4 protein-coding genes and 1 pseudogene are annotated in these 6275 nt (G+C 66.9%); 4 read left to right on the forward strand and 1 reads right to left on the reverse strand.

Features of this window, described 5'->3' with window-relative positions:
- A pseudogene (locus HUK84_RS08570) lies at positions 1-259 on the forward strand (hypothetical protein); the annotation flags it as partial.
- Positions 260-277: 18 nt separating this feature from the next.
- Here HUK84_RS08570 and HUK84_RS08575 read toward each other — a convergent pair.
- Entirely contained in the window at positions 278-1732 is a 1455-nt protein-coding gene (locus tag HUK84_RS08575) for a cytochrome-c peroxidase (RefSeq protein WP_317135265.1), read from the reverse strand.
- 207 nt (positions 1733-1939) lie between these two features.
- Between HUK84_RS08575 and HUK84_RS23770 the strand changes: the two genes are divergently transcribed.
- The 3 genes from HUK84_RS23770 to HUK84_RS08585 all read left to right on the forward strand — a co-directional run.
- Positions 1940-2251, forward strand: a complete 312-nt coding sequence (locus HUK84_RS23770; protein WP_374729298.1) for a nucleotidyltransferase family protein — start codon at positions 1940-1942, stop codon at positions 2249-2251.
- Positions 2252-2516: 265 nt separating this feature from the next.
- A complete protein-coding gene (locus HUK84_RS08580; RefSeq protein ID WP_176639931.1) occupies positions 2517-2993 on the forward strand; it encodes a CBS domain-containing protein in 477 nt (158 codons plus the stop codon).
- Between the two features lie 67 nt (positions 2994-3060).
- On the forward strand, positions 3061-6275 hold a 3215-nt coding region (locus HUK84_RS08585), incomplete at its 3' end, for an efflux RND transporter permease subunit (protein WP_176639932.1).

Here is a 6275-nt window from a genome sequence, read left to right on the forward strand (position 1 = left end):
GCTGGAGGCCGTGCGCCAGGGAACGCTGGGGGGCCGCCCCGCCCGCCTGGTCCTGGCCGTTCCCGTCGCCCCGCCCGACAGCCTGGCCGAGCTGACCCCGGAATGCGACCAGATCGTCTGCCCCCACCGGCCAGACCTGTTCATGGCCGTGGGCGCGCATTACCGCATCTTCGACCAGGTGGACGACGATGCGGTGCGCGACGCGCTGGACCAGACGGGCGGGCGGAATGCCGGCGCCGGGCGGGCCGGGCCCACTTGATCGGCTGGCCCGCCTGGATCATCCCGCCGGGCGCAAGGGCGGCTCGGCCGGCACGTCCTTCAGGTCCATGCCCTGGAACTTGCCGGTCAATGTGCGCAGGAACGCGGCGATATCCGCCACGTCCTGGTCGGAGAGAGAGCCGGCCGGCGTCTGATAGCGCGCCATGACGCGGATCGCCTGTTCCAGGGTCGCGGCACTTCCGTCATGGAAATAAGGCGGCGTCAGCGCGACGTTGCGCAAGTTGGGCACCTTGAAGCGCTGCAGGTCGGCCCGGGACTGCGTCACCGCGAACCGGCCCAGATCGGCCTGGGTCAGCGGCTTGTCGCGATCCTGGAAATAGGGTCCTTCCAGGCCCAGGATCTCGAACGCGTCGCCGCCCACCGCGACGCCGCTGTGGCAGCCCGAGCAGCCGATCTGCTTGAAGCGCGCATAGCCGCGCAATTCCTGCGCGCTGAGCGCCCGGCTGTCGCCTTTCAGATAGAGGTCGAAGCGGCTGTCCGGGGTGATCAGCGTCTTTTCATATTCGGCGATCGCGTTGGTGACGGTCTTCTCGGTCACCGCGTTCGGCCCGTACAGGCTTCCGAACGCCGTCGCGTATTCCGGCACGGCGGCGATGGTCGCCGCGACCGTGGCCCAGTCATGCGACCCCATCTCGACCGGATTGGTCACCGGGCCCGCCGCCTGCGCCGCCAGGTCGGCGGCCCGGCCGTTCCAGAACTGCGCCAGGTTGAACACGGCGTTATAGACGCTGGGCGTATTGATCGGCCCCTTCTGGCCGTTGATGCCGGTCGCGGTCACCATCCGGTCGACCCCGCCGGTATTCAACCCGTGGCAGCTTGCGCAGTTCAGCGTGCCGTCACCCGACAGCCGCTTGTCGAAGAAGAGCTGGCGGCCCAGTTCGGCCTTCTGCCAGTCCACCGGAACGGATTGGGGAATGGGCTGGATCACCTCGCCCGCGAATTGCGGCGCCACGCCGGGGGTGGCGTAATAGCGCCGGCGCTGGTCGGCGATCCAGGCCAGGATGTCCCGCCGCTGGCGCGCATCCAGATAGGCGTGCCAGTGCAGGGCCAGATAGGCCCAGGGCGGCATCCGGTTCTGGGTGATGACCTCCTCGATGCGCGAGAGCTGCTCGACCGAGGGCGGCTTGCCCGCCTGGAATGCCGCGATCACCGGCCGGAACTGGAAATGGCGCTGACCCTGCGTCAGGTCGCGCGCCATGATCTGGTTGGCGAAAGGCAGGCTGAAATAGAAAGGCAGCTTCGTGCCGGCGACGTGACAGTAATCGCACCGTGCCTCCTGGAACGCGGCGAAAGCCTTCATCGACACCGGGTCGCGCAGCGAAAGGCTGCCCTGCGGGATCTGCGGCGCGCCCTGATGGTCGAAATGGTCCAGAAACGCGACCGTCGCGCCGTAGGCGACCAGCCCCGCCGCCACCAGCCCGGCGACGATTTTTCCGAATGTGCCGCGTGCCACTATTCCGCCCCCATTGTTTGTCCTGCCACAACGACAGCCGCGCGCAGGGGTTGCACCCGGCCTGCCGTCCCCGGCCACCCGCATGACCGAATCCCGACAGGATTGATGAGACGGGTTGCGAAAAGCGATATACCCACCCATCGCGCCCCGCGACAATCGGGAACGGTCCAACCGGAAGGGTCTCGATGGCTGACAATACCGTGACGGATGCCCAGCGGGCGCAATTGCGATCCATCGCCCTTGAAAGCCCTCTTTTGTCCTCGATTTTCACGAGATGGGATAAACACGAGATGGGATAAATACGAAGCGAAATTCGGACATTCCGTCACGCCACCCACATCGGCAGGCACGGCGACGACTGACGGCCTGCGTCCTGGACGTACCTATGGACTTTCTGATTTGCTCGGTTCAGCCGTGCGACCCAATAAAAGACAAATCACACGCGAAATATATGAAAGAAAAGTCGAACGGTGGACTACGTCATGGATCGGACTTACGGTCATCGGGTGGAATGAATAACGGCACCATCAACCTGTTTTCCTGATATTCTCGCGTCTGTCCTGCCATCGGTCGCCGGGACGGAACGTGGGTCTCATGGGTCGTTCACGCCGTTATGAACGCGCAACGCAGTGCCGAAACCTTGCACCGCGACCCATCGTTACCACGTCCCACTGTCATTACCGGTCCGATCATCGGCAGGCCGAAGCCGTCTATCCACCCCACACTTGCATCACCCCGCACTTGCGTCACCGATGAAGCGCTGAAGGATCGAGGAGACACCCCCATGACCATTCCCGTCCTGCATATCCTGAACAGCAAGGGCACGAGCGTCGTCACCGTTCGCCCCCAGGACAGCGTCACGGCGATCGCTAACCTGCTGACCCACCGCCGGATCGGCGCCGTGCCGGTGCTGGACGAGCAGGGCCGTATCGCGGGCCTGGTCTCGGAACGGTCGATCGTCGAGGCCATGGCCCATCGCGCCGACGCGATCGACCGGCTGACCGCCGCCGACATCATGACCCGCGACGTTCCGACCGCCACGCGGTCCGAGGACATCGTGTCGGTGGCCCGCAAGATGACCGACCGCCACAGCCGCCACGTGCCGGTGCTGGACGATGCGGGCCGGCTGGTCGGTCTGGTCAGTATCGGCGACATCGTCAAACTGCGGCTGGAGGAAGCGGAATCGCTGGCCCGGGAGATGCAGTCCTACGTCATGCAGGAGGGCCACGCCTCGGTCGCGCCGCACCCGTTCGCCTCGTGACCGTTCGCCTGGTGACCGACTTCGTCTTCATCGCCGGGGCCGCGGCCCGGCCCCGGGAACAGGATAGATGTGGATCGTCAGGATCGCGCTGAGCCGACCCTATACTTTCATCGTGCTCGCGCTGCTGCTGTCCGTTCTGGGGCCGCTGGCGGTGCTGAGCATGGCGACCGACATCTTTCCCGCCATCGACATCCCGGTCATCAGCGTCATCTGGACCTATGGCGGCATGCCGCCCCAGGACATGAGCGGGCGGATCACCAGCGGTTTCGAACGCGCCTGCCTGGTCGCGGTGAACGATATCGACCATATCGAATCGCAGTCCCTGACCGGCATGGCGATCGTGAAACTGTTCTTTCACCGCGGGGCCAATGTCGACCTGTCCATGAGCCAGGCGACCGCCGTGTCGCAGGCCTGGCTGAAGCAATTGCCGCCGGGGATCACGCCGCCCTTCATCCTGTCCTACAACGCGTCCAGCGTGCCGATCATCCAGCTTGCGCTGTCCAGCCCCACCATCACCGAGCAGGGGCTGTTCGACCTGGCCAATAATTTCGTGCGCACCCAGTTGGCCGGCGTGGCGGGCGCGTCGATCCCCTATCCTTATGGCGGGCGGCAGCGTCAGATCCAGATCGACCTGGACCAGGCCCGGATGCAGGAGCGCGGCGTCTCGGCGCAGGATATCGTCGACACGATCAACGCCCAGAACCTGATCATTCCCGCCGGCACCGAGAAGATCGGCGAATTCGAATACAATGTCCGGCTGAACGGCAGCCCGCTGACCGCGCAGGCGATGAACGACCTGCCGATCGCCGCGATCGGCGGCACGATCCTATTGCTGCACGACGTGGCGCATGTGCGCGACGGCTCGGCGCCCCAGACCAATATCGTGCGCGTCGACGGGCGGCATGCCAGCCTGATGACGATCCAGAAGACCGGCAACGCCTCGACGCTGGACATCATCAGCCAGATCAAGGGCCGCCTGCCGCAGGTGCGCGCCGCCTCGCCGCCCGCGCTGCGGATCGACCCGATCGGCGACCAGTCGGTCTTCGTCCGCGCCGCGATCGACGGCGTGGTGCGCGAGGCGCTGGTCGCCGCCACCCTGACCGGGCTGATGATCCTGCTGTTCCTGGGCAGTTGGCGCAGCACCCTGATCATCACGATCTCCATCCCGCTTTCGATCCTGTCCTCGCTGATCGCGCTCTATGCGCTGGGGCAGACGATCAACATCATGACCCTGGGCGGCCTGGCGCTGGCGGTCGGCATCCTGGTCGACGACGCCACGGTCGCGATCGAAAACATCAACGCCCATCTGGAAGCGGGCGCCGAGGTCGAACCCGCCATCCTGGCCGGGGCGCAGGAAATTGCGGTGCCGGCCTTCGTCGCCACGCTGTGCATCTGCATCGTCTTCGCGCCGATGTTCTTCCTGGGCGGGGTGGCACGCTTTCTGTTCGTGCCGCTGGCCGAGGCGATCTGTTTCGCCATGCTCGCCTCGTACCTGCTGTCGCGCACGCTGGTGCCGACCCTGGCGAAATACTGGCTGCGCCGGCATGCCGGACAGGACGGCAATGCCGCGCCGCGCAATCCGCTGGTCCGCCTGCAACGGGCCTTCGAACGCGGCTTTACCGGCGCGCGCGATCGCTACCGCACGGCGCTGGAGGCCGCCATGGCGCGCCGCCGCGCCTTCGTGCCGCTGTTCCTGGGCGGGGTCGTGCTGTCGCTGCTGCTGCTTTTTCCCTGGCTGGGCCGCGATTTCTTCCCCTCGGTCGATAGCGGGCAGATCCGGCTGCATGTCCGCGCCCATGCCGGGTTGCGCGTCGAGGAAACCGCCCGCCTGTGCGACCAGGTCGAAGACGCGGTCCGCACGGTCATCCCCGCCCGCGCGATCGCCAGCCTGGTCGACAATATCGGCCTGCCGGTCAGCGGCATCAACATGACCTATAGCACCTCGGCCCCCACCACGGCCGCCGATGCCGATATCCTGATCACGCTGAAGGACGGGCACGACCCCACAGCGGATTACGTGCGGCGGCTGCGCCTGCTGCTGCCGGCGCGCTTTCCGGGCGTCGGCTTCGCCTTTCTGCCCGCCGACATCGTGACCCAGATCCTGAATTTCGGCACGCCCGCGCCGATCGACGTCCAGGTCAGCGGTTTCAACCTGGCGGCCGACAACCGCTATGCCCAGGGGCTGCTGCGCGCCATCCGGCGCGTGCCCGGCATCGCCGACGCGCGCATCCAGCAGGATTACGACAATCCGGAATTCGACGTGCAGGTCGATCGCAGCCGCGCCCGCGATATCGGGCTGACCCAGCGCGACGTGGCCAACGCGCTGCTGGCCGCGCTGTCCGGCACCTTTCAGATCAATCCCAGCTTCTGGCTGGATCCGGGCAACGGCGTGTCCTATCCGCTGGTGGCGCAGACCCCGCAATACCAACTGGATTCGCTGGATGCGCTGCGCAACATTCCGCTGACCGCCCTCTCGCCGGCTGCGCCGGGCGGCGCCCGGCAGAGCCCGCAACAGGGTCCGCAGCAGATTCTGGGCGCGGTCGGCACCATCACCCGCAATGTCGGCCCATCGGTCGAGACCCATTACAACGTGGCCCCGACCGTCGATATCTACGCCACCACCCAGGACCGCGACCTGGGCGCGGTAGCCGCCGACATCGACCGCATCGTCGCCCGTGCCCGCCCCGCTTTGCCCCGCGGGTCGCGCGTCGCCGTGCGCGGACAAGTCGAAACCATGACGGAGTCCTTCACCGCGCTGTTCGCCGGGCTGGGCTTCGCGACCCTGCTGGTCTATCTGCTGATCGTCGTCAATTTCCAGTCCTGGACCGACGCGTTCATCATCATCACCGCCCTGCCGGCCGCGCTGGCCGGCATCGTGTGGATGCTGTTCCTGACCCATACGCGGCTGAGCGTCCCTGCCCTGACCGGCGCGATCATGAGCATCGGCGTCGCGACCGCCAACAGCATCCTGGTGGTCAGCTTCGCGCGCGAGCAGATGCGCCAGGCCGGCGCCGACGCCCGCCGCGCCGCGACCGAAGCCGGATTCACCCGGTTCCGCCCCGTGCTGATGACCGCGCTGGCGATGATGATCGGCATGGTGCCGATGGCGCTGGGCCTGGGCGAAGGCGGCGAGCAGAACGCGCCGCTGGGCCGTGCGGTGATCGGCGGCCTGCTGTTCGCCACCGTGGCGACCCTGATCTTCGTGCCCGTGGTGTTCGCGCTGGTGCATGGCCGAGGCACCCCGTCCGGTACCCTGGCCGGCGCCCCGGCGGACCGGGCATG

This window comes from Nguyenibacter vanlangensis (assembly GCF_013376155.1).
In the GTDB taxonomy this organism is placed as follows: domain Bacteria; phylum Pseudomonadota; class Alphaproteobacteria; order Acetobacterales; family Acetobacteraceae; genus Gluconacetobacter; species Gluconacetobacter vanlangensis.